We start from the raw sequence: 24,623 nt of genomic DNA on the forward strand, positions 1-24,623 counted from the left end.
GAATGCGCCGGCCAATGTCCCGGTCATTGTTCCGGTCCGGGCCGGCCGGGTCTCAGGCCGCGCGCTCGGCCTTGCTGCGCTCCACGCAGAACTCGTTGCCCTCCAGGTCGGCCAGCACGGCCCAGCCGGTGCCGTCCTCGTTCCGCCGGTCGTCGACCAGGACGGCGCCGAGGCCGAGCAGCCGGGTGACCTCCTCGTCCCGGGTGCGGTCCTGCGGCTGGAGGTCGAAGTGCAGGCGGTTCTTGCCGGCCTTGGGCTCGGGAACGGTCACGAACAGCAGTCCGGCACCCTCGATCAGGGCCTCCGGGTCTCCGGGGAGGTCGTCGGGGTGCAGGGGCTGGCCCAACGCCTGCGCCCAGAACGATCCGAGGGTGTAGGCGTCGAGGCAGTCGATGGTCACGTGGCGAATCACAGAGCTCATGGCGCGGATTGTCGCCTGCACCCATTCGGCCCCGCAATGAGATTTCACACCGCCGCCACGCCCTCGTTCGGCCCGCTTTGACCACTTCTCTGATGTTTCGTCATTTTACGATCCATTTATTCCCGGACAGTGAATGGAGGGCGGCCGCAATGGCGCGTCGATGGTGGGTCGGACTGATCGTCGCGGGCGGGCTGGGAGCCGCCTCACTCCCGCTACTGGGGCCGCCCCAGGTGGCCAATGCGGCAGCGGGAGACCCGTTCCCGGTCGGTCCCGGCCTGGTCTTCGTCGCCCAGGGCCCCGCCCGCGGTGAACCCACCACGCTGTACGAGGCGGTGCAGGGCCCGGGCCAGATCACCTTCGTGAAGCAGGGCACCGCCGCGTTCGGCTACAACGCGATGGGCTTCCACCTGGGCGACCAGTACCTGTACGCGATCAACGACAACGGCGGGCTGGTCCGGATCGGCCAGGGCGGCGTCGGCGTCAACTACGGCCAGGTCGGCCTGCCGTCCAGCTCGGCCAACTACAACCAGGGCACCTTCGGCCAGGGCCCCACCGGGGACCTGCTGTACGTCCGCCTGGCGACCGCCAACAGCGACCTGTACGCGGTCAACGTGGTCTCCCGCACCACAACCCACATCGCGCTCTCCTCCAGCGTGCCGAACCTCTCGGACTTCGTCTGGGCGCAGGGCTACCTCTGGGGCGTGTACGGCGAGGGCGGCCGGATCTACCGGATCGACCCGACCAACGGCAACGTCATCTCGTTCGCCTCGCCCAAGCTGCCCGCCAACCCGTACGGCGCCCAGTGGGTGTACGGCAACGGGAACATCGGCATCTCGAACAACGTCACCGGCACGGTCTACCAGCTCCAGCTGGTGAACCCCACCTCGGCCAACCCGTCCGCGATCCTGATCTCCTCCACCCGCGGCCCCTCCAACAGCCAGAACGACGGCGCGTCCTACCCCGGCCAGCCCGTCGACCTGGCGATCGCCAAGTCCGGGCCCGCCGAGTGGACCCCCCACCAGACGATCAGCTACACCCTCACCGTCACCAACAACGGGCCCGGCGATTCCTCCGGCTACGTCGTCAACGACGTCCTCCCGGACACCGTGCTCAACCCGACCACCAGCACCGCGGGTTGTGAGATCACCGTCGACGACGACGGCCACCACGTCCTGCAGTGCGCCGGGGCCGCCCTGGGCGCCGGGAACAGCGCCGACATCACGGTCACGGGCACCGCGCCCGCCGTGGCCGGCACCGACTGCACGACCGACGGGATCACCAACTCCACGACCGTCATCGGCAACGAGCAGGACCCGGACCTCACCAACAACACCGCGACCTCGACCGCCTGCCCGGCCGGCACGCCCGTGCCGTCGTTCACCATCGGCAAGACCGCCTCGATCGCGGCCCCGAACTTCGCCGGCCCCGGCGACCGGGTGACGTACACGGTCACCGTCACCAACACCGGCGCGGTCGACTACACGGCCGCCAATCCGGCGTCCTTCACGGACAACCTGGCCGACGTGCTGGACGACGCGACCCTCGACCCGGCCTCCCTCACCGGCGGCGCCCAGTCCGTCAACGGCAGCGTCACCTGGTCCGGCCCGCTGGCCGTCGGCGCGACCCACACCGTCACCTACGCCGTGGTGGTCAACAACCCCGGCACCGGCAACCACGTGCTGCGCAACGCGGCCGTCCCCGGCGGCACCGGCAGCTGCGCCGAGACCTGCACGCAGGACACGCCCGTCGCCGAGTTCTCGCTGAGCAAGAGCGCCACGCCCACCTCGGTCTCCGCCGGCGGCGTCGTCACCTACACGCTGACCGTCACCAACACCGGCGCCGTCCCGTTCGGCAACGGCCCCGACTCGGCCCCGCCCGCGCACGTCACCGACGACCTGACCAACGTCCTCGACAACGCCGCGTACAACAACGACGCCAGCAACGGCGGCACCCTGACCGGCAACACACTGGCCTGGGACGTCAGCCTGCCCGTCGGCGACACCCTCGACCTCACCTACTCGGTCACCGCGAACCCGAACGTCCGGCCGAACGCGACGCTGACCAACCTCGCCACGCCCGGCCGGTACGGCCACTGCACCTCGGCGGCCGACTGCACCACCAGCACGCCCGTACAGCCGCTCACCCGGTCGTTCACGGTCGCCAAGCAGGCCTCCGCGAGCTCGGCGGCGCCCGGTGACACCGTCACCTACACGGTCACCGTCACCAACACCGGCGACGCGGACTTCACCGCCGCCGACCCGGCCTCCTTCACGGACAACCTCACGGACGTCCTCGACGACGCGACGTACAACAACGACGCCACCAACGGCGCGACCGTCACCGGCAACACCCTGACCTGGTCCGGCCCGCTCGCAGCCGGGGCCACCACGACCATCACCTACAGCGTGACGGTCAACGACCCCGACACCGGCAACCACCGGCTGCAGAACCTCGCCACCCCCGGCGAGCACGGCACCTGCACCACCGCAGCCGACTGCACCACCACCACCACCGTCCAGGGCTTCACCATCGCCAAGACGGTGTCCTCCGCAACGGCCGCCCCCGGCGACAAGGTCACCTACACGGTCACCGTCACCAACAACGGCACGGTGGACTTCACCGCCGCCGACCCCGCCTCGTTCACCGACGACCTCACGGACGTGCTGGACGACGCGACGTACAACAACGACGCCACCAACGGCGCCACCGTCACCGGCAACACCCTCAGCTGGTCCGGCCCGCTCGCGGCCGGGGCCACCACGACGGTGACCTACAGCTTCGCCGTCAACAACCCGGACACCGGCAACCGCAAGCTGACCAACCTCGCCACCCCCGGCCGGCACGGCACCTGCACCAGCACCGCGGACTGCACCACGACCACGAACCTGCAGAGCTTCACCATCGCCAAGACGGTGTCCTCCGCAACGGCCGCCCCCGGCGACAAGGTCACGTACACGGTCACCGTCACCAACACCGGCACGGCCGACATCGGCGCCGCCAACCCGGCCTCGTTCACGGACGACCTCACGGACGTGCTGGACGACGCGACGTACAACAACGACGCCACCAACGGCGCGACCGTCACCGGCAACACCCTGACCTGGTCGGGCCCGCTGGCCGCCGGGGCCGGCACGACCGTCACCTACAGCTTCACGGTCAACAACCCCGTCCAGGGCAACGGCAAGCTGCACAACACCGCGACCCCGGGCGAGCCCGGAACCTGCGCGAGCACCTGCGCCACGGAGACGACCGTCAACCAGCCGTCCCCCGGCCCGAGCCCGACTCCCAAGCCCACCAAGCCCGCCAAGCCCGAGCAAGAGCACGACCACGGGCGGCTGCCCGAGACCGGCTCCGACCTGGCCCTTCCGGCCGCGGCCGCAGCGGGATCGCTGGTGCTGCTCGGCGGCGGACTGATCTGGTGGCGCCGCAAGGGTCAGCGCCACTGACCTGACGCCCGACCGATCGCCCGGACGGGCCCGTCACTTCTGGCGGGCCCGTCCGTATTTCTCTGCCCACCGACCGTCCGTGGGCAGTACTGTTCCGATCATGTCGCTTCCGCTCCCGCTTCCCGAGGTCAAGGCCGAACTCGACCGCCTCACCGCCGAGTTCTTCGACGCCTTCGACAACCGCGACGGCCGCAAGGCCGACGTCGCCCGCCTGCGCCGCCTGATGCTCCCCGAGGCGGTCATCGTGGTCACCACGCCCAACTACGGCACCTACACCGTCGAGGAGTTCATCGCCCCGCGCGAACTCCTGCTCTCCGACGGCCGGTTGACCGAATTCCACGAGTGGGAGATCAGCGAGCACACCGACGTCATGGACACCGTCGCCTGCCGCATCGGCCGCTTCGGCAAGGCAGGCCTCCTCAACGGCGAACCCTACGAGGGCGTCGGCACCAAGACCTTCCAGTTCGCCCGGACCCCCGACGGCTGGCGGATAGCCGCCTTCTCCTGGCACGACCAGGCCTGACCCCCCCCACCGACCCACACACCCCCGCAAGCCCGTCCACCGCCCCTCCCGTCTCCCCCTCGTCTCACTGTGCGAAAGTCGGTGCCCTTGCAGGGTGCGGGCGGACCGGAGGTGGGCGGGTGGTGGGTCGGGTGTTGGTGGTGGACGACGATGCGGCGATCCGGCGGAGTCTGGAGCGGGGGCTGCGGCTGAGCGGGTTCGCCGTGGTGCTGGCGGCGGACGGGCCCGGTGCGCTCGCGCAACTCGCGGAGGCGGCGCCGGATGTCGTCGTCCTCGACGTCGGGCTGCCGGGTCTCGCGGGGACGGAGGTCTGTCGGACGCTGCGGGCACAGGGCGACGAGACGCCGGTCCTGATGCTGTCCGCGCTGGACGAACTCGCCGACCGGGTCGCCGGGTTGCAGGCCGGAGCGGACGACTACCTGGTGAAGCCGTTCGCCCTGGAGGAACTGGTCCTCCGCCTGCACGCCCTGCTGCGCCGCCGCCCGCCCGCGCTCTCCGACCGGCTCCGGGTGGGCCCGCTGCGGATCGACCCGGACACCCATCAGGCGTTCTGGGCGGACGAGGAACTCCGGCTCACCCGCCGCGAGTTCGAGCTGCTCACCCAGTTCGCCCGCAACCCGGGCATCGTCCTCTCCCGCGAACTGCTGCTGGACCGGGTCTGGGGCTACGACTTCGACGTCCGCAGCGACGCCGTCGACACCTTCGTCTCCTACCTGCGCCGCAAACTGGAGGCGTCCGGACAGCGCCCCCGCCTCATCCACACCGTCCGCGGCGTGGGCTTCGTCCTGCGCGTCCCCGACTCCCCCGGGGGCGAGGGCCGGTGAAGCTCTCCACCCGGATCGCCGTGGGCGCCGCCCTGCTGGTCCCGCTGCTGGTCGCCGCCGCCGCGGCGCTCCTCCTGCCGCTGGTCGACGCCGACCTGCACCGCCGCCAGGACAGTCGGCTCAACGACCGCGCCGCCGCGCTGCTCCCGAGCGCCCGCGCCCTGCTGACTGCCGACACCAAGGGCCGCCCGAAGGCCGAGCAGAACCAGCAGCGCAAGGTCCTCGACGCCGCACTCGACGCGGGCGTCCGCGTCACGTCCGCCGACGGCACCCTCCTGCTCGCCGCCGGTTCGCAGCCCGACGACCCCCAACTCCTGCCTGCCACCGGCACGATGACGATCCGGCAGAACGGGCAGGCCTGGCGCGTCCTGGCCGTGAAGCTGAACAGCGGCGCCACCACCGGCACGCTCTGGGTGCTCTCCCCCGCCGGGGAGCCCGCGGCCGAACTGCGGGCGGTGCGGCGGCGGGTGCTGCTGGTGGCGCTGCCGGCCGCGCCCCTCTCGGGGCTGATCGCCTTCGCCCTGGCCGAGCGCGCCACCCTGCCGCTGCGCCGCCTGGGCCGCCGGGCGGCCGTGCTGGACCCGCGGACGGGTCACGCGGTGTTCGCGCACACCCGGACGGGCACCGCCGAGGTGGACGAACTCTCCGGCGCGATCGCACTGTTGCTGTCCCGGTACGACGAGCAGGCGGCCCGCACCGCGCAGGCCCTGGACACGGCGCGCTCGTTCTCCTCGGCTGCCTCGCACGAGCTGCGCACCCCGCTGATGAGCCTGCGCACCAACCTGGACGTGCTGTCCGCGCACCCCGACCTGCCGGCGGCCGAACGCGCCGAGATCCTGGCCGAGTTGCAGCAGGACCACGCCCGCACGGCGGACCTGTTGGGCGCGCTGTCGATGCTGGCCCGGGGCGATCTGGTGGAGGTGTCGGCGTTCGGCCCGGTGGACTTCGCGGAGCTGGTCGACGCCGCCGTCGCGGAGGCCGCCCGCCGCCACCCGCAGGCCGTATTCCGCACCGAACTCCCTCCCGAGGCGCGGGTGTTCGGCTGGGACGCGGGCCTGCGCATCCTGCTCGACAACCTGCTGGGCAACGCGGCCGTGCACGGCGGCGGCGCCGGCCGTCCCGCCGAGGTGGACGTCCGGCTGCGGGTCGACGGCGGCACCGCACACCTCACCGTCGACGACCGCGGCCCGGGCATCCCGCCCGCCGAGCGCGCCGCCGTCTTCCACCGCTTCCACCGCCGCCCGGACAGCCCGGGCTCCGGCCTCGGCCTCACCCTGGTCGCCCAACAGACCGCCCTCCACCGGGGCTCCGCCACCGCCACCACCCGCCCGGACGCCCCGGGCTGCCGCCTGGACGTCCGCCTCCCGCTGCTGGGCGACCACGCCCCGCCCCCTCGACTCCCGTCGCCCACCGCCTGGTTGATGCCGAAGGAGCACTGAGCCCGTCCCACAGGGTTTCCACAAGAAGCCTCCGTACGGTGCCGTTCACGGCCGGGCGCTCCGGTCGTGCGCAACGGAGTGGGAAGGGGAATGCCATGCGGATCAACCGGACGGTCGCCGCGGCCGGGGTGCTCGCGCTGGCGGGTGCGGTGCTGGCCGCGGGGCCCGCGCAGGCGGCGGGCGGGGCGCCGAAGGGCGACGGGGCGAAGGCGATCTGCAAGCGGCTGCCGAAGACCGAGGAGCGGGTCGACAAGGCGCTCGCCCGGCTGCACGGGGACGCCTCCGTGAACGGGTCGATCGCCCGGCTGGAGCAGCGGGTGGACAGCGCGCACAAGGCGGGTCACAGCGAGATCGAGAAGTACCTGAACGACCGGCTGACGGTCCGCCGCTCCCTCGGGTCGACGCTGGACACCCGCAAGGCGGACCTGAAGTCGGTGGCGGGCTGGTGCGCGAAGAACGCCCCGGCGGCCGGCAAGTGACCCGCCGGGCGGCGGCGGCGTTCGTCGCGCTGTCCGCCCTCGCGCTGGCCTCCTCGGCCCTGCTGACGGCCTGCGGCCCGGATGCCCCGCCCGCGAGCGGCCCGGACACCGGGCAGGTCCAGCAGATGCAGCAGAAGGTGAACGCGGCGGAGAGCGCCGCCGCCCAGGCCGACGACAACGCCGGCCAGGACAACTGACCACCGGGAACCGACGACGGCCCGCGCCCTCCCCCCAGGAGCGCGGGCCGTCGCCTTTCCCACCATTCGAGACGGAATCGTCCGCTGTTCGACCACCAGCGTGGCGGAACTTGACGCGCCGCCACCGCGTCGTGAAGCATCGGCGGCATGAATCCCGGCACCTTCCTGGTCTGCCGCCTGCACGTCGATCTGCGACGCCAGGCGAGCGACATGTGTGCCTGTTGACCTTCCCCGCACGGTCCCCGCACGCGTCCCTGTGAGTTGAGCCAGGGCCCGGTCGCGGCCTCGCGCAGCACCCCGCATCCGCCCGTTCGGCGGTGCGACCCTCGCCGTCCCGTTCCCGCCGCCCGCCGTCCGCCGTCCCCCCGGCGCCGGCCGTCGCGGCATCCCCGGAGGAGACCCATGCTCACCGTCCCGGCCGCCCCCGTCCTCGACGCCCCGCCCCGCCCACCGCTGTCGCCGAACGCGCTGCGCCGGATCGTCCGCGACCTGGCCGAGCGGCCGGAGCGCTGGCTGCACCGGGTCCGGCTGTCCGCCGAGGAGCGCTGGTACGAGCGCCTGGAGCTGGCGCAGGACTACGAGGTGTGGCTGATCAGTTGGCTGCCGGGGCAGTCGACGGGGTTCCACGACCACGGCGGCTCGCGCGGGGCGTTCGCAGTGGCGCTGGGCGAGCTGGAGGAGCTGGCGCTGGCCGGCCCGGAGCACGGGCTGTCGGTGCGCCGGCTGGCGGCGGGCGCCGAGCGGGCGTTCGGGCCGCAGTACCTGCACGATGTGCGCAACACCTCGCCGGGCCCCGCGGTGACGCTGCACGCGTACTCGCCGCCGCTGGCCGAGATGTCCCGGTACGAGCTGCGGGCGGGCGGCCTGGTGCGGACGGCGACGGAAGGACCGGAGCAGTGGTGACCACGGTGGACGAGCTGGTGGCGCGGGCCCGGGCGGGGCTGGAGCGGCCGGGGCCCGAGGAGGCGTGGGCGGCGGTGACGGCCGGCGCCCGGCTGGTGGACATCCGTCCGGCGGCGCAGCGCGCCCGGGAGGGTGAGATTCCGGGGGCGCTGATCATCGAACGCAATGTGCTGGAGTGGCGGCTCGATCCGACGGGCAGTCACCGGATTCCCGAGGCGACCGGACATGACGTGCCGTGGATTGTAGTCTGCTCGGAGGGCTACGCCTCGTCTCTCGCGGCCGCTTCGCTGCGGGAGTTGGGGCTGTTCCGGGCGACCGACCTGGCCGGCGGCTTCGTCGCCTGGGCGGCGGCCGGTCTGCCCACCCGTTCGGTGGATCAGGGTTTGCGGTGACGGCGACCCGGGAAGCCGGACAGACATATTCCGATCAGTGTTCGATAATCCGCTCGGCCATCGCTAGGACCCTTCCGTGATCAGATTCGAGGGCGCCGCCAAGCGCCACCCCGACGGCACGGTTGCCGTCCGAGGCCTGGACCTGGAGGTCCCGGCGGGCCGCACCACGGTCCTGGTCGGCCCGTCCGGCTGCGGCAAGACCACCATCCTGCGGATGGTCAACCGGATGGTGGTGCCGACCGGCGGCCGGGTCCTGCTGGACGGGACGGACGTCGCCACCCTCCCGGCGGCGCAGCTGCGGCGCGGCATCGGGTACGTCATCCAGCAGGCGGGGCTGTTCCCGCACCGCCGGGTGATCGACAACGTGGCGACGGTGCCCCGGCTGCTCGGCTGGGACCGCAAGCGGGCCCGGGCGCGGGCGGCGGAGCTGCTGGAGCTGGTCGGTCTGCCGCCGGAGACGGCGCGCCGCTATCCGGCGCAGCTGTCCGGCGGTCAGCAGCAACGGGTGGGCGTGGCACGGGCGTTGGCGGCGGATCCGCCGGTGCTGCTGATGGACGAGCCGTTCAGTGCGGTCGATCCGCTGGTGCGCGCCGGGTTGCAGGAGGAACTGCTTCGCCTGCAGGCCGAGTTGGGCAAGACGGTGCTGTTCGTGACGCACGACATCGAGGAGGCGGTGCGGCTCGGCGACCGGGTGGTGGTGCTGCGCGAGCACGGCGAGATCGCCCAACTCGCCGATCCGCACACCCTGTTGACCGCTCCGGCGGATGCCGGGGTGGCCGCCTTCCTGGGCCGTGACCGGGGCCTGCGCGGCCTGGGTCTGCGCCCGGCCGCCGAGGTTCCGCTCGCCAAGCTCGAACCGGCTTACGACGGATGGCAGTTGACGCTGGACCCGGAGGGCCGCCCGGTGCACTGGGTGCACGGGGGCCGCTCCCACCCGGTGCCGGTGTTCGACCCGGCGCGGGACACCCTGCGGTCGGCGTTGGACGCGGCGGTGCTGGCCCCGTCCGGGCACGCCGTGGCGGTGGACGCCGACGGCCGGGCGGTCGGCGCCGCGAGCCGGGCCGCCGTGGTGGCCGCGCTGGCCGAGTCCGCCGCGCCGTCGCCCCAGGCGGGGGCGGGGGCGCAGGTGAACCATGCTTGACGGCGAGCCGCTGGTCCGCTGGCGCTGGCTCGGCGACCACCTCGGCTATCTGGCCGGCCTGACCGGCGACCACGCGGTGATCGCGCTGGTCCCGGTGCTGATCGGCCTGCTGCTGGCGCTGCCGCTGGGCCTGGCCTGTACCCGCTGGCCGCGGCTGTACCAGCCGCTGGCGGCGGTGTTCAACGTGGTGTACGCGCTGCCGTCGCTGGCGGTGTTCGTGGTGCTGATCCCGTACACCGGCCTGGCCACCCGGGAGACCGTGATGGTGCCGCTGACGTTCTACGCGCTGGCGGTGCTGCTGCCGACCACGGTGGACGGGCTGCGGGCGGTGCCCGAGCCGGTGCGGCAGGCCGCGACCGCGATGGGCTACGGTCCGTGGCACCGGCTGGCGGCGGTCGAACTCCCGTCCGCCGTACCGTACTTGATAGCGGGCCTGCGGGTCGCCGCGGTGTCCTCGATCTCGCTGGCGGCGATCGGCGCGCTGATCGGCCGGGGCGGTCTCGGCTACCTGTTCGTGGACGGCTTCCAGCGGACGTTCCCGACGCCGATCCTGGCCGGGATCGTGCTGGTGGCGCTGCTGGCGCTGGTCTGCGACCTGGTGCTGGTCGCGGCCCGCCGGCTGCTCGCGCCGTGGGCGGCGGGGGTGGCGCGGTGAACTGGCTGACCTGGCTGAACGACTTCTTCGCCGCCCCGGCGCACCGCTCCGGGCCGGACTCGGTCCTCCACCGGGTCCTGGAGCACCTGGTGTTCTCCGCCGAGGCGCTGGCCCTGGCGACGCTGCTGGCGGTGCCGCTGGGCCTGCTGATCGGCTACACCGGGCGCGGCCTGTTCCTGGTGACGGCGCTGACCGGCATCGCCCGGGCGCTGCCCACGCTGGGCCTGGTCACGCTGGCGGTGCTGCTCGCGGGCGTCGGCGACACCGCGGTGCTGCTGCCGCTGACGGCGCTCGCCGCGCCGCCGCTGCTGGTGGCGACCGCCGAGGGCATCCGCGGCACCGATCCGGACGTCCGGGACGCGGCCCGCGGCATCGGTCTGACGCATCCGCAGACGCTGTTCCAGGTCTGCCTGCCGGCCGCGCTGCCGACGCTGCTCGCGGGGGCCCGCACCGCCGCCGTCCAGGTGATCGCCACCGCCACCGTCGCCGCCTACGTCGGCCTCGGCGGGCTCGGCCGCTACGTGATCGACGGCCTCGCCACCCGCGACTTCCCGACCACCGTCGGCGGGGCGCTGCTGGTGGTGCTGCTGGCCGTCGCCGTCCAACTGCTGTTCGCCCTGCTCATCCGGTACGCGACCCCACGCGGCGCGCGCACCGTCCGTGTTGATGAACCAGCGGGCTCTTCGCCCGCGCTGTCGAAGGAATCGATATGACGACCCGTCCGGTCCGAACCGCCGTCGCCGCCGCCGTGCTGATGCTCGGCGCGGCGGCCTGCTCCTCCTCCGGCGGAGGCGACCCACTGGCCGCGAAGTCACCCGCCGCGCAAGGGGGTTCGGGGAAGACCGTGGTGGTCGGCTCGGCGAACTTCCCGGAGAACGTGCTGCTGGCGTCGATCTACTCGCAGGCGCTGCAGGCCAAGGGCGTGAAGGTGGAGGAGAAGTTCAACATCGGCAGCCGGGAGGTGCTGTACGGGCAGCTCCAGTCCGGCGCGCTGACGGTCCTGCCGGAGTACAACGGCGCGCTGCTGGGCTACCTGGACGCCAAGTCGACGGCCACCGGCAAGGACGCGGTGAACACCGAACTGACCGCGAAGCTGCCCGCCGCGCTGGGAATCCTCGACTCCGCGCCGGCCGAGGACAAGGACTCGCTGACGGTCACCCAGGACACCGCCGACCGGCTGGGCCTGAAGTCGATCGGCGACCTCGCGGGCAAGGCGCAGGACCTGGTGGTCGGCGGCCCGCCGGAGTTCAAGTCGCGGCGCGAGCAGCAGTTCAAGGACGTGTACGGCCTCACCTTCAAGGAGTGGAAGCCGACCGCCGACACCACCGCCAACGCCCTCAAGGACGGCACTGTCCAGGTCGGCAACGTGTTCACCACCGACCCGAAGATCGTCCAGCTGAAGCTGGTGTCGCTGAGCGACCCGAAGAACCTGTTCAGCTCGCAGAACGTCACCCCGCTGGTCAACAGGGCGGGCCTGGACGCCACCGGGGCGGCCGCGCTGAACGCGGTCTCGGCGAAGCTGGACACCGCCGGGCTGACGGCGCTGATGAAGCGCGTCGCGGTGGACAAGGAGGACCCGTCGGCGGTCGCCAAGGACTGGCTGAAGAGCAACGGCCTGAACTGACCCGCACCGCCCGTCGGCCCCGCACCCCTCGGCATCGGGTGCGGGGCCGACGGCATGTCAGGACACCTGGTGGGACGGACAGTTAGGAGTCTTGACAGATGAGTGGTCCAGACCAACCATGGGAGCGTTGTTCTTCCCGACCGGAAAGCATCGTGGGGGTGTGACCACCGGCCGGGGCTTCGTACGCCCCGCACCACCCCGGCACTCCCTGAACCAGGCCGACCCTTGCCCCGTGCCCGAACTGCGGCACGAGGCCATCCTCCCATGCCTGATGGAGCCTCGATGCGCCTTCACCGACCACTCCAAGCGCTGCTCGCCACGGGCGCGATGGCGGCCGCCTCGCTGGGGCTGATCTCCGCCCCCGCGCAGGCCGCCACCCCGCTGCCGCAGCACGTCTTCGCCCCGTACTTCGAGTCCTGGACGGGCGAGAGCCCGGCCGCGCTGGCCGCCCAGTCCGGCGTCAAGCACCTCACCATGGCGTTCCTGCAGGCCGCCACCAAGGGCTCCTGCACCGCGCTGTGGAACGGCGACACCTCGATGCCGGTGTCCAACTCGGTCTTCGGCGCCGACATCGCGACCATCCGCGCCAACGGCGGCGACGTGATCCCGTCCTTCGGCGGCTACACCGCCGACAACACGGGCACCGAGATCGCCGACTCCTGCACGGACGTCAACCAGATCGCCGCCCAGTTCGAGAACGTCATCACCACCTACGACGTCTCCCGGATCGACCTGGACATCGAGGACAACTCGCTGACCAACACCGCGGGCATCGACCGCCGCAACAAGGCGATCAAGATCGTCGAGGACTGGGCGGCCGCCAACGGCCGGAACATCCAGTTCAGTTACACCCTGCCGACCACCACCACCGGCCTGGCCTCCAGCGGCCTCGCGGTGCTGAAGAACGCGGTCACCAACAACGCGCGCATCGACGTCGTCAACATGATGACGTTCGACTACTACGACAACCAGTCGCACGACATGGCCGCGGACACCCAGACCTCCGCGCAGGGCCTGTACAACCAGCTGGCGAAGCTGTACCCGACGAAGACCGCCGCCCAGCTCTGGGGCATGATCGGCATCATCGAGATGCCCGGCATCGACGACTTCGGCGCCGCCGAGACCTTCACCGTCGCCAACGCCACCACGGTCTACAACTGGGCCGTCTCCAAGGGCATCAACACGCTGTCCTTCTGGGCGCTGCAGCGTGACAACGGCGGCTGCCCCGGGACCGGCGCCCGCGACGACTGCTCGGGCATCGCGCAGAACAAGTGGGACTTCAGCCACATCTTCTCGCAGTTCACCAGCTCGACCACCCCGGCGAACGACTTCTCGGTGGCGCTGAACCCGGCCTCCGGCTCGGTCGCGGCGGGCTCCGCCGCGTCGACGACCGTCAACACGGCCGTCACCTCCGGCTCCGCGCAGAGCGTCAACCTGTCGGTGTCCACCGTGCCGGTGGCCGGCATCACCGCCTCGCTGAGCGCCTCCACCGTCACCGCGGGCGGCTCCGCCACGCTGAACGTCACCACCACCGCGGCCGTGCCGAACGGCAGCTACCCGCTGACCGTGACCGGCACCGGCGCGAGCGGCACCCACTCGGCGACGTACACCCTGACCGTCACCGGCGGCACCACCGCCTCCGACTTCTCGGTCTCGCTGTCCCCCGCCGCGGGCACCGTGCAGGCCGGCTCCTCCGCCACCGGCACGATCAACACGGCCGTCACCTCCGGCGCCGCCGCGACCGTCGGCCTGTCGGTCTCCGGGGCCCCGGCCGGCGTCACCGCCACCGTCAACCCGGCGAGCGTCACCGCGGGCGGCTCCGCCACGCTGAACGTCTCCACCACCGCCGCGGCCGCCCCCGGCACCTACACCCTGACCGTCACCGGCACCGGCGCGGGCAAGACCCACACCGCGACGTACGCGCTGACCGTCACCGGCACCACCCCGACCGGCGGCCTGGTCAACGGCGACTTCGAGACCGGCTCGCTCGCCCCGTGGACCTGCCAGAGCGGCGCGGCCGTCGTCGGCAGCCCCGTCCACGGCGGCTCCAAGGCGCTCCAGGTCACCCCGACCGCCGGCGCCACCGGCGAGTGCGACCAGACCGTCACCCTCGCCCCGAACCACGCGTACACCCTGACCGCCTGGGTCCAGGGCCCGTACTCGTACGTCGGCGTCAGCGGCGGCGCGACCGCCTCCACCTGGGCCAACGGCACCTCGTGGACCAAGGTGAGCGTCCCGTTCACCACCGGCGCCAGCGGCACCGTCACGGTCTACCTGCACGGCTGGTACGGCCAGGGCGCGGTCTACGGCGACGACTTCTCCATCGCCTGACGATCCGTCGAGCAATGAGCCGCGCCCGGTCGGTGGGACTCCCCACCGGCCGGGCGCGGTCGTTCCTCCGGCGGGTCCGTCAGCCGCGCCGGTACAGCGGCAGGGCGGTCAGCAGCGCCAGCAGCGAGCAGCCCAGCACCACCGCGCCGAGCGCGGTCGCGGACGGGTGCCCGCCGATGCTGCTCAGCGGGGCGACCAGCGCGCCGCACAGGAACGTGCCGGTGCCGAGCAGCGCGGACGCCGAACCGGCGGCGTGCGGGGCCATGGTGAGGGCCTGCCCGTTGGCGTTCGGCAGGATCACGCCCATCGTGCCCATCAGCACGGCGAGCGCGGGCCACACCCCGGCCAGGCCGGTGTCCCACACGGTCGTGCACAGCACCACCGCCGCGCCGGCCGCCACCGCCACCACCAGCGCGGCGACCAGCAGCACCGGCCCGCGGAAGCGCTGCACCAGCACCCGCCCGTTCAGCTGGGTGACGACCAGCAGCACGATCGAGTTGACGGCGAACACCAGGCTGTAGGTCTGCGGGGAGATCCGGTACACGTCCTGCAGCACCACCGAGGAGCCGGCGATGTACGCGAACAGCGCGCCGAACGCGAAGGTGCTGGTCAGCAGGTAGCTGCGGAACGGCCGGTCGGCCAGCAGCCCGCCGATGGCGCGGACGGTGCTGCCGAGGCCGTCGCCGTGGCGGCGTTCGGGCGGCAGGGTCTCGCGGATGCCGAGCGCGGAGCCGACGGTGAGCAGCGCGCCGAGCACCGCCAGGGTGACGAAGGTGCCGCGCCAGTCGGTGACCCGGAGCAGCTGGGCGCCGGCGACGGGGGCCAGGATCGGGGCGAGGCCGGATATCAGGCCCATGGTTGCGAGGAAACGTATCATCGGGACGCCTTCGAGGCGGTCGCGGACGATCGCCCGGGCGATCACCAGCCCCGCGGAGCCCGCCGCGCCCTGCAGCGCGCGGCCCGCCACCAGCATCGGCATCGAGGTGGCGAGGGCGCACATCACGCTCGCCGCGGTGTAGAGGGCGAGCCCGGCCAGCAGCGGGCGGCGCCGGCCGGTCCGGTCGCTGAGCGGGCCGAACAGCAGCTGGCCGAAGGCTATGCCGAGCAGCGAGCCGGTCAGCGTCAACTGGGCGGCGGGCGCGGTGGAGTGCAGGTCGGCGGTCAGCGCGGGCAGGGCGGGCAGGTACAGGTCGGTGGTCAGCGGCCCGAGCGCGGCGAGGCTGCCCAGGACGGCGACGGTGGCCGCCGCGAACGGCGCCGTGCTGTTCGCGGTGTCGGATCGGCCGGGGGCGGTGGGGACGTTCTGGTCGCCGTCGACGTCGACGGTCGGGCCTGGCATGGTGCTCCTCGGGGTGGCGGGTATGCGCACCGTCCTATCGCATCCGCCCGGCCGCCCGACAGACCGGGGTTCAGTGCAGCGGCATTCCGCCGGGCCGGGCGCCGGCCACCACCGCCGCGTCCTGCCACCCGTACAGCTGGTCGCCGATCAGCACGACGTCGTACAGCCCGCAGTGCGCGCCGGCCTTCTTCGGCACGTCCGTCGGGAACCAGTGCGCCCGCAGGTGCACCGCCCCTACCGGCCCGCCCGCGGTGCAGCCGGCCGGCAGCGAACGGTCCGGCAGCGTCGCCCGGATCAGCCGGTCGCCCTTCTCGCCGCCCGTCAGGAACGCGACCCGCACCGCCGTGTCGGGCAGCCAGTTCGGCACCTCGGCCCCGCCCGCCTTGGCCGCCGCCCCCGTCGGGTACCGCAGCGTCTGGTCCATCCGGTCCTGCGCGTCCTGGATCGCGGCGGGCGCGACCATCACCAGCAACGCCGCCACCGCCGCCCCGCCCGCCACCACCGCCGTCGCCTGCCGCGCACTCATCTCCGCCCGCCCCTCCCGCCGCTCACCGTCCACTCCATGGTGGCCCCGCCACCACGCCCCGGACATGCGCACCAGGTACCGACCGGAGTCGTCCCCCAGGCTGACCCCCCACCCCCCACCCCCGACTTCCGGCGGAGCCCACCCCACCCGCAAGGGGGAGTCAAGTCCTCGCCGGCCGGCTTCCTGCGGGCGCTCCCGACATGATCCGCTCAGCAGCGACGCGGTACTGCCCGGGATCCAGGCGGTTCCACCCGAACCCGGCCACCTCGTCGAGCTGCAGGCGGATCTCGCTCCGACGGTGCGTCCGGCGTCCGGTCCCGACGGCGTTGGCCACCAGCTCATCGCAGGCGCAGGGTGGCCACACCCGGTGGACGGGGCGTTCCTTGACGGGGCATCAGCATGCACCGACTGTGGCCGGGCGCGTACTTTCGGTGAACGAACGGGGCGTATCACCGTCAGGTCCGGTCCGCACAGCAGTTTGATGCGCTCGCCGGTGGTGCAGTCACTCCACTGCGTCATCCTGATCCCCTTCCGGGTGCCGGGCCGCACTCGGAAGGTACCGCCCCGCCCGGAGGGGGATCAGCGGAACTCGTGCACCACCTGGACCCCGCCGACGATGTGCCGGTTGAACTCGGTCAGTTCCTCGGCGGGGACCCAGAGTTCGAGGATGGTGCGGCCGCCGGCCTGCTGGACGGGGTAGCGCTTCAGGAACTCGGTGTCGACCTCGAAGCGGGTGACGTAGCCGGCGCCGGCGGCGGGGACGTTCCAGTCGCGGGCGATCCGGATCGCGTAGTCCTCGTTCAGGACGGGGTAGAAGATCGGCTGCTCGGGCAGCCGCGGGGGCCAGGCGCGCCAGCCGGAGGCCGCGACCAGGGCCAGTTCCTCGGGGCCGGTGGGGCGCCAGAGGGTGGTCGTGGTCGGGGGCTGTCGCGTCGTCATGGGGACGACGGTAGAGCGGCGGCGGGCGGCCCGGCCAGCGGTTTTACGGTCAGCGGTAGGCGGATTCGCCGGTGATGGCCTCGCCGAGGACCAGGGTGTGGATCTCGGAGGTGCCCTCGTAGGTGAGGACGGACTCGAGGTTGTTGGCGTGCCGCAGGACGGGGTAGGCGGTGGTGATGCCGTTGGCGCCGAGGATGGTGCGGGCGGTGCGGGCGATCTCCAGCGCGGTGCGGACGTTGTTGAGCTTGCCGAAGGAGATGTGGGCGGGCTGGGCACGGCCCTCGTCCTTGAGGCGGCCGATCCGGACGGCGACCAGGTAGGCCTTCTCCAGTTCGAGGGCCATGTCGACGAGCTTCTGCTGGGTGAGCTGGAAGCCGCCGATGGGCCGGCCGAACTGTTCGCGGTCGCGGGCGTACTCGACGGCGGCCCGGTAGCAGTCGCGGGCGGCGCCGACGGTGCCCCACAGGATGCCGTAGCGGGCCTCGCCGAGCGAGGACAGCGGGGCGCGCAGACCGCGGGCCGCGGGCAGCATCGCCTCGGCGGGCAGCCGGACGCCGTCGAAGGCGAGTTCGCTGGTGACGGAGGCGCGCAGGGAGAGCTTGCCGGGGATGTCGTGGGCGGTGAACCCGGGGGTGCCGCGCGGGACGAGGAAGCCGCGCACGCCGTCCTCGGTGGCGGCCCACACCACGGCGACGTCCGAGACCGAGCCGTTGGTGATCCACATCTTGGCGCCGTCGAGGATCCAGTCGCCGCCGTCGCGCCGGGCCCGGGTGCGCATCGCGGCCGGGTCGGACCCGACCTCGGGCTCGGTCAGGCCGAAGCAGCCGACGGCCCGTCCGGCGGCCAGTTCGGGCAGCCAGCGCTGCTTCTGCTCCTCGGAGCCGAAGGCGTGGACGGAGCGCATGGCGAGCGAGCCCTGCACCGAGACGAAGCTGCGCAGCCCGGAGTCGGCGGCCTCCAGTTCCATGCAGGCGACGCCGTACTCGGTGGCGGTGGAGCCGGTGCAGCCGTAGCCGTCCAGGTGCATGCCGAGGACGCCGAGCTTTCCGAGTTCGGGGGCGATCTCGCGGACCGGGAAGGTGCCGGCCTCGAACCAGTCGGCGAGGTGCGGACGGATGTGCCGTTCGGTGAAGGCGCGGACCGTGTCGCGGATCAACCGCTCGTCCTCGGTGAGCAGTTCGTCGACGCCGAGCAGGTCGAGCGGGTCGGGTCGGCCGGCGGAGGCGGCGGAGGCGGCAGGGGCGGTGGCCATCGGGCGGGCTCCTCGGAGGGTTGCGGGGAACGGGGCTACCGAGGAGTATGCCGCCCGCCCGGCCGGGAGTCTTGACGCGCCCGGAGCGAGCTGATTCCCTTTCAGGTCAGGAAACTTTCCTAACAGTTGAGCGGTCGGGCCCCCGCGCGGCCGCGTCCACGACTCCCGGAACGGTGACCCATGGCCAAGCGCTCCCCCGCCCGTCCGCTGCTCGCCCTCGCCGCCACCGCCGCCCTGACCGCCGGCGCACTCGCCCTGGCCCCCGCCGGGCAGGCCGCCCCGCCGGACCCGGTCGGCCTCAACGCCCCCTACGAGTACCTGGGTTGGGGCAGTCCGCAGAACCCGGTGCAGGTGATGCAGGCCACCGGCGCCATCCAGTTCACCCTGGCGTTCATGCTCTCCGACGGCGGCTGCAACCCGAAGTGGGACGGCTCCCGGGCGCTCACCGGAGGCAGCGACCAGAGCACCATCGACGCGATCCGGAACGCCGGCGGCGACGTGCTGGTCTCCTTCGGCGGCTGGAGCGGCAACAAGCTCGGCGAGAAGTGCAGTTCGGCCGCCGCGCTGGCCGGCGCGTATCAAAAGGTCATCGACGCCTACAAGTTGAAGGCGATCGACATCGACATCGAGAACACCGAGGCCGCCAACGCGACGGTCCGCCAGCGGGTGATCGGCGCGCTGAAGACCGTCAAGGCCAACAACCCGGCGCTGAAGGTGTACGTCACCTTCGGCACCACCCCCACCGGCCCGGACTCCGACGGCACCGACCTGATCAAGAAGGGCGCGGCCGCGGGCCTCGCGGTGGACGGCTGGACGATCATGCCGTTCGACTTCGGCGGCCACAGCGGCGCGATGGGCGCCGTCTCCACCCAGGCCGCCGACGGCCTGAAGAACGCGGTGGCGAGCGCCTACGGCTACGACTCGGCGACGGCCTACCGGCACATCGGGATCTCCTCGATGAACGGGAGGACCGACGAGTCCGACGAGACGGTCTCCACCGCCGACTTCACCACGATCCTGAACTACGCCAAGGCCCACCACCTGGCCCGGTTCACCTTCTGGGCGGTCAACCGCGACCGCCCGTGCCCGTCCGGCACCTCGGCGGGCGACACCTGCAGCGGGATCAGCCAGTCCGCGTACGCCTTCACGAAGCTCGTCGCCTCGTACCACGGCTGACCATCCACAGGAGCATCGCGCCGCCCGCCCGCCCGCACCACCGGCCCGCACCACCGGCCCGCACCACCGGCCCGCACCACCGGCCCGTACCACCGGCCCGCACCTCCGCGAGGAACGGCGCGGGCCGACACGCGCCCGGGGCGCGGCGGGAATGCCCGGCGGCCGTGGAAGGCTGACGGGTCGAGGAGGTGTCCCACCATGGCGGACAGCAGGAACGAACAGGGCTGGCGGACCGAGCACGACTCGATGGGCGAGGTGCGGGTGCCGGCGGCGGCCAAGTGGCAGGCGCAGACGCAGCGCGCGGTCGAGAACTTCCCGGTGTCGGGGCAGCGCCTGGAGCGCGCCCACATCGCGGCGCTGGCCCGGATCAAGGCGGCGGCGGCCACGGTGAACGCGCGCCTGGGCGTGCTGGAGGAGCCGGTCGCGGCGGCGATCCGCTCGGCGGCGGAGGAGGTCGCCGAGGGCCGCTGGGACGACGAGTTCCCGGTGGACGTGTTCCAGACCGGCTCCGGCACCTCGTCGAACATGAACGCCAACGAGGTGATCGCCACCCTGGCGAGCGAGCGCCTGGGCCGCCCGGTGCACCCGAACGACCAGGTCAACGCCTCGCAGTCGTCGAACGACGTGTTCCCGTCCTCGATCCACATCGCGGCCACCGGCGCGGTGACGCACGAGCTGATCCCGGCGCTGGAGCACCTGGCGGGGGCGCTGGGGGCGAAGGCCGAGGAGTTCGCCGAGGTGGTGAAGTCCGGCCGCACGCACCTGATGGACGCCACGCCCGTCACCCTCGGCCAGGAGTTCGGCGGGTACGCGGCGCAGGTCCGCCACGGGGTGGAGCGGCTGACCTCCACGCTGCCGCGGGTGGCCGAACTGCCGCTCGGCGGAACGGCGGTGGGCACCGGCATCAACACCCCGCCCGGGTTCTCCGCCGCAGTGATCGCCGAGGTCGCCCGGGCCACCGGCCTGCCGCTGACGGAGGCCCGCGACCACTTCGAGGCGCAGGGCGCGCGCGACGGCCTGGTCGAACTGAGCGGCCAACTGCGCACGGTGGCCGTCGGCTTCACCAAGATCGCCAACGATCTGCGCTGGATGGGCTCGGGCCCGCGCACCGGCCTGGGCGAGATCAACCTGCCGGACCTGCAGCCGGGTTCCTCGATCATGCCGGGCAAGGTCAACCCGGTGCTGCCCGAGGTGGTGCTGATGGTCGCCGCGCAGGTGATCGGCAACGACGCCACCGTCACGGTGGCCGGCGCGAGCGGCAACTTCGAGCTGAACGTGATGCTCCCGGTGATCGCCCGCAACGTGCTGGAGTCGGTCCGGCTGCTCGCGAACGCGGCCCGGCTGCTGGCCGACCGCACCGTCGACGGCATCACCGCGAACGCGGAGCGCACCCGCGAGTACGCCGAGTCCTCCCCGTCCGTGGTGACGCCGCTCAACCGGTACATCGGCTACGAGGAGGCGGCGAAGGTCGCCAAGCAGTCGCTGGCCGAGCGCAAGACCGTCCGCCAGGTCGTGGTCGAACGCGGCTACCTGGACCGCGGCCTGCTCACCGAGGCGCAGCTCGACGAGGCCCTCGACGTGCTGCGGATGACCCGCCCGGCCGACCGGCCCTGACCGACCGGCCCCGGCGGGCACGGCAGTCCGCCCCGGCCGAGGGGCCGAGGCGGAGGGGGGTTGTGTCTCGCGCGACGTGGTCAGTGGCGTCGTCGCGAGGCCACGCCGGATGCTCCGGCGAACACCATGCCGACCGCGGCCAGCGCCAGCAGCGTCATGACGCCGCCGGTGATCACGTTGGTCAGGATGGTCCGGCGGATGTGCGCTCCGCCGTTGACGGCCCAGGGCGCGACGATCGTCCACGCGCCGATGGCGGCGCAGGCCCAGGCGCGGGCGTGCGTGCGACCCCACGCGGGGCCGTAGCCCGCCATCAGGACGGCGTAGGCGATGCCGAGCACCAGGTTGCTGATGGCCAGGCCGGTGAAGCCGCTGAAGCCGACCACCCACGGCGAGATGGCGAGGAACAGCCCGGCGCAGATCGCCAGTGCTTCCGTTCCCTGCCCCGCGGTCGTGGACGTCGCCCGTTCGGCGTGTTCACGCATCTCCAGAATGTCCGGGTGATGCTCCATGCCCGACGGCAGCTGAGTGGACACCTGGATCACCTCCTCGTAGTAGGGCCAATGCGAAACCACTTGGTCGCTACCCGGTCCGAGGTGAAAATAACGCTACCTACCGGTTTGTTCTTATTTTTTACTTATCACCCGCTCTGTCCAGCCATGCCCGACCTCTCCGCCCCCTCCCGCCGCGCGTACGGTGGAGAACGGAGAGGGGGTCCCACCCATGGACTTCACCGACCGGACCGAGGCGGGACGCCGACTCGCCGCCGCCCTCACCGGGGCCGGAACCCTCGCGCAGGACGCCGTCGTGGTGGCCCTGCCCCGGGGCGGGGTGCCGGTGGCCGTGGAGGTGGCGGCCGCACTGGACGCGCCGCTGGACGTGTGCGTGATCCGCAAGGTGGGGGTGCCGGGGCAGCCGGAGGTCGCGATGGGCGCGGTCGGCGAGGACGGCACCCGGGTGGTGAACCAGACGGTGGTGGACGCGGCGGGCGTCACCCCCGAGCAGTTCGCGGCGGTGGAGGCCCACGAGCGCGCCGAGCTGGCCCGCCGCGCGGCCGCCTACCGCGAGGGCCGGGAGCCGGTGCCGCTCGCGGGGCGCACCGTGGTGGTGGTGGACGACGGGGTGGCGACGGGTTCGACGGCGCTGGCGGCCTGCCGGCTGGTGCGTGCGCGCGGCGCGGCCCGGGTGGTGCTGGCGGTGCCGGTCGCCCCGTACGACTGGACGTCCCGGCTGGCCGGCGCGGCGGACGCGTTCGTCGCGGTGCACACCCCGTCCCAGTTCCTGGCCGTCGGCGAGTTCTACCGGGACTTCCGGCAGGTCGAGGACGCCGAGGTGCTGACGGCGCTGGAGCGGGCCGGCCGGTCGCGTCCGGTCGTGGTCGGCGAGCACGAGTTGGCGTTCCCGACCGGCCCGGCGGCCATCGCGGTGCCCGAACACCCGGTCGGCGTCGTGCTGTTCGCGCACGGCAGCGGCTCCGGGCGGGGCAGCCCGCGCAACCGGCGGGTCGCCGCCCGGCTGCACCGGGAGGGCCTGGCCACCGTGCTGTTCGACCTGTTGACGCCGCACGAGGCGGAGGACCGCCGGAAGGTGTTCGACCCGGGTCTGCTGGGCGGGCGCCTCTCGGAGGCGACCCGCACGGTGCGCCGCCATCCGCCGCTGACGGGCCTGCCGTTCGGCTACTTCGGGGCGAGCACCGGCGCGGCCGCGGCGCTGTGGGCGGCGGCCGAGCGGGACGCCGAGCCGGGCGCGGTCGTCTCCCGGGGCGGGCGTCCGGACCTGGCGCGGGCCCGGCTGCCGCTGGTGACCGCGCCGACGCTGCTGATCGTGGGCGGCGCGGACCAGGAGGTGGTGGAGCTGAACCGGCAGGCCCGTTCCGAACTGCGGTGCGAGAGCGCCCTGCAGATCGTCCCCGGCGCGGGCCACCTGTTCGAGGAGCCCGGGGCGTTGGAGGCGGTCGCCGACCTGGCCGCGCAGTGGTTCGCCCGGCACCTGGCGGCGGGTCGACAGGGCGGCGATCGGGCGCGCCACTGAGCAATCCGCCCAGTCCGTCCGGCCCCCGGATGCTCATCTTGTACACATTGAGCAGCAGGAATCGGACCTGTTGCCCACCCCATCGAGCAGGAGGAAGCTCCTCGCAACCGACTCGACGTGGAGGAATGCACCGATGACCGCCGACGCCGTTGTTGAACTGACGCCCGAGGAGCTGGAGGCCGGACTGACGGCCGAGCAGCTGCGCACTCTGGTGGGCCTGGTCGAGTACGACGCCTCGACCGACCCGTTCCCGGTGACCGCCCAGGACGCGGTCGTCTTCGTGGTCGGCAACGCGACCCAGACGGCCCAGTTCTACCAGTCCGTGTTCGGCATGGAACTGGTCGCCTACTCGGGCCCGGAGACCGGCCGCCGCGACCGCAAGGCCTTCGTGCTGCGCTCCGGTTCCTGCCGCTTCGTGATCAAGGGCGGTGTGCTGCCGGACAGCCCGCTGCTGGACCACCACCGCCGCCACGGCGACGGCGTCGTCGACCTGGCGATGGAGGTCCCGGACGTGGACAAGTGCATCGAGCACGCCCGCGCCCAGGGCGCCACCGTCCTGGAGGAGCCGAACGACGTCTCCGACGAGCACGGCACCGTCCGCCGCGCCGCGATCGCCGCGTACGGCGAGACCCGCCACACCCTGGTCGACCGCTCCCGCTACACCGGCCCGTACCTGCCGGGCTACATCGCCAGGGAGTCCATGGTGGTCCGCCCCGAGGGCGCGCCGAAGCGGCTGTTCCAGGCGCTGGACCACGCGGTGGGCAACGTCGAGCTCGGCAAGATGGACGAGTGGGTGTCGTTCTACAACCGGGTCATGGGCTTCGTGAACATGGCGGAGTTCGTCGGCGACGACATCGCCACCGACTACTCGGCGCTGATGTCGAAGGTCGTCGCCAGCGGCAACCACCGGGTGAAGTTCCCGCTGAACGAGCCGGCGATCGCCAAGAAGAAGTCGCAGATCGACGAGTACCTGGAGTTCTACACCGGCCCGGGCTGCCAGCACATGGCGCTGGCCACCAACGACATCCTCACCACCGTCGACGTGCTGCGTTCGCGCGGCGTCGAGTTCCTCAACACCCCGGACTCGTACTACGACGACCCGGAGCTGCGCGAGCGCATCGGCAAGGTCCGGGTCCCGATCGAGGAGCTGAAGTCCCGCGGCATCCTGGTCGACCGCGACGAGGACGGCTACCTGCTGCAGATCTTCACCAAGCCGATCGGCGACCGGCCGACCGTGTTCTACGAGTTCATCGAGCGGCATGGTTCGCTGGGCTTCGGCAAGGGCAACTTCAAGGCGCTCTTCGAGGCGATCGAGCGCGAGCAGGACCGGCGCGGCAACCTCTGACAGGCGGTCGGCAACCACGGCGACGAGGG

At 72.7% G+C, this 24,623-nt stretch carries 23 protein-coding genes; 17 read left to right on the forward strand and 6 right to left on the reverse strand.

Going from position 1 to position 24,623, the window contains the following annotated elements; translation table 11 throughout:
* Window positions 1–52 precede the first annotated feature (52 nt).
* On the reverse strand, window positions 53–421 hold the full coding sequence (locus AMK19_RS07670) for a VOC family protein (RefSeq protein WP_073809144.1): 369 nt from the start codon (window positions 419–421) through the stop codon (window positions 53–55).
* Window positions 422–570: 149 nt separating this feature from the next.
* On the opposite strand from AMK19_RS07670, the gene AMK19_RS07675 reads away from it, so the two are divergent.
* The 13 genes from AMK19_RS07675 (at window position 571) to AMK19_RS07735 (ending at window position 14,375) form a co-directional block, all read left to right on the forward strand.
* Window positions 571–3,867 (forward strand): DUF11 domain-containing protein, encoded by a 3,297-nt coding sequence (locus AMK19_RS07675; RefSeq protein WP_073809145.1) that lies wholly within the window; start codon window positions 571–573, stop codon window positions 3,865–3,867.
* 100 nt (window positions 3,868–3,967) lie between these two features.
* The gene (locus AMK19_RS07680) at window positions 3,968–4,390 is read left to right on the forward strand and encodes a nuclear transport factor 2 family protein (RefSeq protein WP_073809147.1); all 423 of its coding nucleotides are present in this window, start codon (window positions 3,968–3,970) and stop codon (window positions 4,388–4,390) included.
* A 119-nt stretch (window positions 4,391–4,509) separates the two neighbouring features.
* Window positions 4,510–5,214: a response regulator transcription factor gene (locus AMK19_RS07685; protein ID WP_073809148.1), complete on the forward strand. Its 705-nt coding sequence runs from the start codon at window positions 4,510–4,512 to the stop codon at window positions 5,212–5,214.
* Window positions 5,211–6,653 (forward strand): sensor histidine kinase, encoded by a 1,443-nt coding sequence (locus AMK19_RS07690; RefSeq protein ID WP_073809150.1) that lies wholly within the window; start codon window positions 5,211–5,213, stop codon window positions 6,651–6,653. The genes AMK19_RS07685 and AMK19_RS07690 overlap by 4 nt, the downstream gene beginning before the upstream one ends.
* A 95-nt stretch (window positions 6,654–6,748) precedes the next feature.
* Complete coding sequence (locus AMK19_RS07695; RefSeq protein ID WP_073809152.1) at window positions 6,749–7,132, forward strand: hypothetical protein; 384 nt, start codon at window positions 6,749–6,751, stop codon at window positions 7,130–7,132.
* Window positions 7,129–7,329, forward strand: a complete 201-nt coding sequence (locus tag AMK19_RS07700) for a hypothetical protein (protein ID WP_073809153.1) — start codon at window positions 7,129–7,131, stop codon at window positions 7,327–7,329. The genes AMK19_RS07695 and AMK19_RS07700 overlap by 4 nt, the downstream gene beginning before the upstream one ends.
* Window positions 7,330–7,731: 402 nt before the next feature.
* A complete protein-coding gene (locus AMK19_RS07705) occupies window positions 7,732–8,232 on the forward strand; it encodes a cysteine dioxygenase (protein WP_073809155.1) in 501 nt (166 codons plus the stop codon).
* Entirely contained in the window at window positions 8,226–8,624 is a 399-nt protein-coding gene (locus AMK19_RS07710) for a rhodanese-like domain-containing protein (protein ID WP_073809156.1), read from the forward strand. The genes AMK19_RS07705 and AMK19_RS07710 overlap by 7 nt, the downstream gene beginning before the upstream one ends.
* A gap of 76 nt (window positions 8,625–8,700) precedes the next feature.
* Window positions 8,701–9,765, forward strand: a complete 1,065-nt coding sequence (locus AMK19_RS07715) for an ABC transporter ATP-binding protein (protein ID WP_073809158.1) — start codon at window positions 8,701–8,703, stop codon at window positions 9,763–9,765.
* Window positions 9,758–10,420 (forward strand): ABC transporter permease, encoded by a 663-nt coding sequence (locus AMK19_RS07720; protein ID WP_073809160.1) that lies wholly within the window; start codon window positions 9,758–9,760, stop codon window positions 10,418–10,420. The genes AMK19_RS07715 and AMK19_RS07720 overlap by 8 nt, the downstream gene beginning before the upstream one ends.
* Complete coding sequence (locus AMK19_RS07725; protein WP_073809675.1) at window positions 10,417–11,133, forward strand: ABC transporter permease; 717 nt, start codon at window positions 10,417–10,419, stop codon at window positions 11,131–11,133. Before AMK19_RS07720 ends, AMK19_RS07725 begins: the two co-directional genes overlap by 4 nt.
* On the forward strand, window positions 11,130–12,044 hold the full coding sequence (locus tag AMK19_RS07730; protein ID WP_083646561.1) for an ABC transporter substrate-binding protein: 915 nt from the start codon (window positions 11,130–11,132) through the stop codon (window positions 12,042–12,044). The genes AMK19_RS07725 and AMK19_RS07730 overlap by 4 nt, the downstream gene beginning before the upstream one ends.
* A gap of 282 nt (window positions 12,045–12,326) precedes the next feature.
* Entirely contained in the window at window positions 12,327–14,375 is a 2,049-nt protein-coding gene (locus AMK19_RS07735) for a glycosyl hydrolase family 18 protein (protein ID WP_073809161.1), read from the forward strand.
* Window positions 14,376–14,454: 79 nt separating this feature from the next.
* Here the strand turns inward: AMK19_RS07735 and AMK19_RS07740 are convergent, their stop codons facing one another.
* The 4 genes from AMK19_RS07740 to AMK19_RS07755 form a co-directional block, all read right to left on the reverse strand.
* Entirely contained in the window at window positions 14,455–15,714 is a 1,260-nt protein-coding gene (locus tag AMK19_RS07740; RefSeq protein ID WP_073809163.1) for a multidrug effflux MFS transporter, read from the reverse strand.
* A 70-nt stretch (window positions 15,715–15,784) separates the two neighbouring features.
* Window positions 15,785–16,240, reverse strand: a complete 456-nt coding sequence (locus AMK19_RS07745) for a hypothetical protein (protein ID WP_073809164.1) — start codon at window positions 16,238–16,240, stop codon at window positions 15,785–15,787.
* Window positions 16,241–16,819: 579 nt separating this feature from the next.
* Window positions 16,820–17,179: a hypothetical protein gene (locus AMK19_RS07750; protein WP_073809166.1), complete on the reverse strand. Its 360-nt coding sequence runs from the start codon at window positions 17,177–17,179 to the stop codon at window positions 16,820–16,822.
* Between the two features lie 49 nt (window positions 17,180–17,228).
* Window positions 17,229–18,431 carry an acyl-CoA dehydrogenase family protein gene (locus AMK19_RS07755; RefSeq protein ID WP_073809168.1) on the reverse strand — a complete coding sequence of 401 codons (1,203 nt, stop codon included), beginning with the start codon at window positions 18,429–18,431 and terminating at the stop codon, window positions 17,229–17,231.
* A gap of 180 nt (window positions 18,432–18,611) precedes the next feature.
* Between AMK19_RS07755 and AMK19_RS07760 the strand changes: the two genes are divergently transcribed.
* Together AMK19_RS07760 and AMK19_RS07765 are read left to right on the forward strand one after the other, a co-directional pair.
* Window positions 18,612–19,607, forward strand: a complete 996-nt coding sequence (locus AMK19_RS07760) for a chitinase (RefSeq protein WP_073809169.1) — start codon at window positions 18,612–18,614, stop codon at window positions 19,605–19,607.
* 198 nt (window positions 19,608–19,805) lie between these two features.
* Entirely contained in the window at window positions 19,806–21,221 is a 1,416-nt protein-coding gene (locus AMK19_RS07765) for a class II fumarate hydratase (protein ID WP_073809170.1), read from the forward strand.
* 80 nt (window positions 21,222–21,301) lie between these two features.
* On the opposite strand, the gene AMK19_RS07770 is transcribed toward AMK19_RS07765, so the two are convergent.
* The gene (locus AMK19_RS07770; protein WP_073809680.1) at window positions 21,302–21,754 is read right to left on the reverse strand and encodes an SPW repeat protein; all 453 of its coding nucleotides are present in this window, start codon (window positions 21,752–21,754) and stop codon (window positions 21,302–21,304) included.
* A 187-nt stretch (window positions 21,755–21,941) separates the two neighbouring features.
* On the opposite strand from AMK19_RS07770, the gene AMK19_RS07775 reads away from it, so the two are divergent.
* Together AMK19_RS07775 and hppD are read left to right on the forward strand one after the other, a co-directional pair.
* Window positions 21,942–23,249, forward strand: coding sequence for a phosphoribosyltransferase family protein (locus AMK19_RS07775; protein WP_073809172.1), 1,308 nt, complete (start codon window positions 21,942–21,944; stop codon window positions 23,247–23,249).
* A 133-nt stretch (window positions 23,250–23,382) separates the two neighbouring features.
* Window positions 23,383–24,594: a 4-hydroxyphenylpyruvate dioxygenase gene (gene hppD, locus AMK19_RS07780; RefSeq protein ID WP_073809173.1), complete on the forward strand. Its 1,212-nt coding sequence runs from the start codon at window positions 23,383–23,385 to the stop codon at window positions 24,592–24,594.
* The last annotated feature ends 29 nt before the right edge of the window (window positions 24,595–24,623 follow it).

The sequence above is a fragment of the Kitasatospora sp. CB01950 genome (assembly GCF_001905465.1).
GTDB lineage: Bacteria > Actinomycetota > Actinomycetes > Streptomycetales > Streptomycetaceae > Kitasatospora.

Excerpts from the sequence above, each read along its gene's own strand:
- AMK19_RS07670 (WP_073809144.1), bottom strand. The coding sequence starts at position 421 with ATGAGCTCTGTGATTCGCCACGTGACCATCGACTGCCTCGACGCCTAC.
- AMK19_RS07675 (WP_073809145.1), top strand. The coding sequence starts at position 571 with ATGGCGCGTCGATGGTGGGTCGGACTGATCGTCGCGGGCGGGCTGGGA.
- AMK19_RS07680 (WP_073809147.1), top strand. The coding sequence starts at position 3,968 with ATGTCGCTTCCGCTCCCGCTTCCCGAGGTCAAGGCCGAACTCGACCGC.
- AMK19_RS07695 (WP_073809152.1), top strand. The coding sequence starts at position 6,749 with ATGCGGATCAACCGGACGGTCGCCGCGGCCGGGGTGCTCGCGCTGGCG.
- AMK19_RS07705 (WP_073809155.1), top strand. The coding sequence starts at position 7,732 with ATGCTCACCGTCCCGGCCGCCCCCGTCCTCGACGCCCCGCCCCGCCCA.
- AMK19_RS07720 (WP_073809160.1), top strand. The coding sequence starts at position 9,758 with ATGCTTGACGGCGAGCCGCTGGTCCGCTGGCGCTGGCTCGGCGACCAC.
- AMK19_RS07730 (WP_083646561.1), top strand. The coding sequence starts at position 11,130 with ATGACGACCCGTCCGGTCCGAACCGCCGTCGCCGCCGCCGTGCTGATG.
- AMK19_RS07735 (WP_073809161.1), top strand. The coding sequence starts at position 12,327 with ATGCGCCTTCACCGACCACTCCAAGCGCTGCTCGCCACGGGCGCGATG.
- AMK19_RS07740 (WP_073809163.1), bottom strand. The coding sequence starts at position 15,714 with ATGCCAGGCCCGACCGTCGACGTCGACGGCGACCAGAACGTCCCCACC.
- AMK19_RS07745 (WP_073809164.1), bottom strand. The coding sequence starts at position 16,240 with ATGAGTGCGCGGCAGGCGACGGCGGTGGTGGCGGGCGGGGCGGCGGTG.
- AMK19_RS07750 (WP_073809166.1), bottom strand. The coding sequence starts at position 17,179 with ATGACGACGCGACAGCCCCCGACCACGACCACCCTCTGGCGCCCCACC.
- AMK19_RS07755 (WP_073809168.1), bottom strand. The coding sequence starts at position 18,431 with ATGGCCACCGCCCCTGCCGCCTCCGCCGCCTCCGCCGGCCGACCCGAC.
- AMK19_RS07760 (WP_073809169.1), top strand. The coding sequence starts at position 18,612 with ATGGCCAAGCGCTCCCCCGCCCGTCCGCTGCTCGCCCTCGCCGCCACC.
- AMK19_RS07765 (WP_073809170.1), top strand. The coding sequence starts at position 19,806 with ATGGCGGACAGCAGGAACGAACAGGGCTGGCGGACCGAGCACGACTCG.
- AMK19_RS07775 (WP_073809172.1), top strand. The coding sequence starts at position 21,942 with ATGGACTTCACCGACCGGACCGAGGCGGGACGCCGACTCGCCGCCGCC.
- hppD (WP_073809173.1), top strand. The coding sequence starts at position 23,383 with ATGACCGCCGACGCCGTTGTTGAACTGACGCCCGAGGAGCTGGAGGCC.